2 rRNA genes (1 of these 2 running past the window's edge) are annotated in these 2,678 nt (G+C 57.0%); both read left to right on the top strand.

Annotation, left to right across the window (positions count from 1 at the left end):
- Positions 1-2,474 (top strand): 23S ribosomal RNA (locus tag AC067M_RS45735) (it extends 164 nt beyond the left edge of the window).
- Positions 2,475-2,561: 87 nt separating this feature from the next.
- Positions 2,562-2,678: ribosomal RNA gene (gene rrf, locus AC067M_RS45730) — 5S ribosomal RNA — on the top strand.

Here is a 2,678-nt window from a genome sequence, read left to right as displayed (position 1 = left end):
CCTCGTGACTGCGTGCCTTTTGAAGAATGAGCCTGCGAGTTTGCGGTGTGTTGCGAGGTTAACCCGAGTGGGGTAGCCGTAGCGAAAGCGAGTCCGAATAGGGCGTTTCAGTAGCACGCTCAAGACCCGAAGCGGAGTGATCTAGCCATGGGCAGGTTGAAGCGGAGGTAAGACTTCGTGGAGGACCGAACCCACCAGGGTTGAAAACCTGGGGGATGACCTGTGGTTAGGGGTGAAAGGCCAATCAAACTCCGTGATAGCTGGTTCTCCCCGAAATGCATTTAGGTGCAGCGTCGTGTGTTTCTTGCCGGAGGTAGAGCACTGGATAGGCGATGGGCCCTACCGGGTTACTGACCTTAGCCAAACTCCGAATGCCGGTAAGTGAGAGCGCGGCAGTGAGACTGTGGGGGATAAGCTCCATGGTCGAGAGGGAAACAGCCCAGAGCATCGACTAAGGCCCCTAAGCGTACGCTAAGTGGGAAAGGATGTGGAGTCGCACAGACAACCAGGAGGTTGGCTTAGAAGCAGCCACCCTTGAAAGAGTGCGTAATAGCTCACTGGTCTAGTGATTCCGCGCCGACAATGTAGCGGGGCTCAAGCGTACCGCCGAAGTCGTGTCATTGCAGCATGTACGGCCAACGCCGGCTGTGATGGGTAGGGGAGCGTCGTCTGCCGGGTGAAGCAGCACCGGAAGGTAGTTGTGGACGGTTGACGAGTGAGAATGCAGGCATGAGTAGCGATACACACGTGAGAAACGTGTGCGCCGATTGACTAAGGGTTCCTGGGTCAAGCTGATCTGCCCAGGGTAAGTCGGGACCTAAGGCGAGGCCGACAGGCGTAGTCGATGGATAACCGGTTGATATTCCGGTACCCGCTGTGAAGCGTCAAACATCGAATCCAGTGATGCTAAGCCCGTGAAGCCGTTCCGGACCCTTCGGGGAAAGGAAAGTGGTGGAGCCGGTGGCCCAAGTTGGTAGTAGGTGAGTGATGGGGTGACGCAGGAAGGTAGTCCAGCCCGGGCGGTGGTTGTCCCGGGGTAAGGGTGTAGGCCGTGCGGTAGGTAAATCCGTCGCACACAAGGCTGAGACCTGATGCCGAGCCGATTGTGGTGAAGTGGATGATCCTATGCTGTCGAGAAAAGCCTCTAGCGAGTTTCATGGCGGCCCGTACCCTAAACCGACTCAGGTGGTCAGGTAGAGAATACCGAGGCGTTCGGGTGAACTATGGTTAAGGAACTCGGCAAAATGCCCCCGTAACTTCGGGAGAAGGGGGGCCACGCTTGGTGAGAGGACTTGCTCCTCGAGCTGGGGGTGGCCGCAGAGACCAGCGAGAAGCGACTGTTTACTAAAAACACAGGTCCGTGCGAAGCCGTAAGGCGATGTATACGGACTGACGCCTGCCCGGTGCTGGAACGTTAAGGGGACCGGTTAGTCACTCTTCGGGGTGGCGAAGCTGAGAACTTAAGCGCCAGTAAACGGCGGTGGTAACTATAACCATCCTAAGGTAGCGAAATTCCTTGTCGGGTAAGTTCCGACCTGCACGAATGGCGTAACGACTTCTCGACTGTCTCAACCATAGGCCCGGTGAAATTGCACTACGAGTAAAGATGCTCGTTTCGCGCAGCAGGACGGAAAGACCCCGGGACCTTTACTACAGTTTGATATTGGTGTTCGGTTCGGCTTGTGTAGGATAGCTGGGAGACTTTGAAACTCGGACGCCAGTTCGGGTGGAGTCGTCGTTGAAATACCAGTCTGGTCGTGCTGGATGTCTAACCTGGGTCCGTGATCCGGATCAGGGACAGTGTCTGATGGGTAGTTTAACTGGGGCGGTTGCCTCCTAAAGAGTAACGGAGGCGCCCAAAGGTTCCCTCAGCCTGGTTGGCAATCAGGTGTTGAGTGTAAGTGCACAAGGGAGCTTGACTGTGAGACCGACGGGTCGAGCAGGGACGAAAGTCGGGACTAGTGATCCGGCGGTGGCTTGTGGAAGCGCCGTCGCTCAACGGATAAAAGGTACCCCGGGGATAACAGGCTGATCTTCCCCAAGAGTCCATATCGACGGGATGGTTTGGCACCTCGATGTCGGCTCGTCGCATCCTGGGGCTGGAGTCGGTCCCAAGGGTTGGGCTGTTCGCCCATTAAAGCGGTACGCGAGCTGGGTTTAGAACGTCGTGAGACAGTTCGGTCCCTATCCGCTGCGCGCGCAGGAATATTGAGAAGGGCTGTCCCTAGTACGAGAGGACCGGGACGGACGAACCTCTGGTGTGCCAGTTGTTCTGCCAAGGGCATGGCTGGTTGGCTACGTTCGGGAGGGATAACCGCTGAAAGCATCTAAGCGGGAAGCCTGCTTCGAGATGAGTATTCCCACCCACTTGATGGGGTAAGGCTCCCAGTAGACGACTGGGTTGATAGGCCGGATCTGGAAGCACGGTAACGTGTGGAGGTGACCGGTACTAATAGGCCGAGGGCTTGTCCTCAGTTGCTCGCGTCCACTGTGTTGGTTCTGAAACCACGAACAGCCCCATGCCTGGTCACGGCGTGGTGCGGCTGACAGTTTCATAGTGTTTCGGTGGTTATAGCGTGAGGGAAACGCCCGGTTACATTCCGAACCCGGAAGCTAAGCCTTACAGCGCCGATGGTACTGCAGGGGGGACCCTGTGGGAGAGTAGGACGCCGCCGAAC

Source organism: Streptomyces sp. NPDC043427 (genome assembly GCF_056436655.1).
This window is presented reverse-complemented; position numbering and strand designations above follow the sequence as displayed.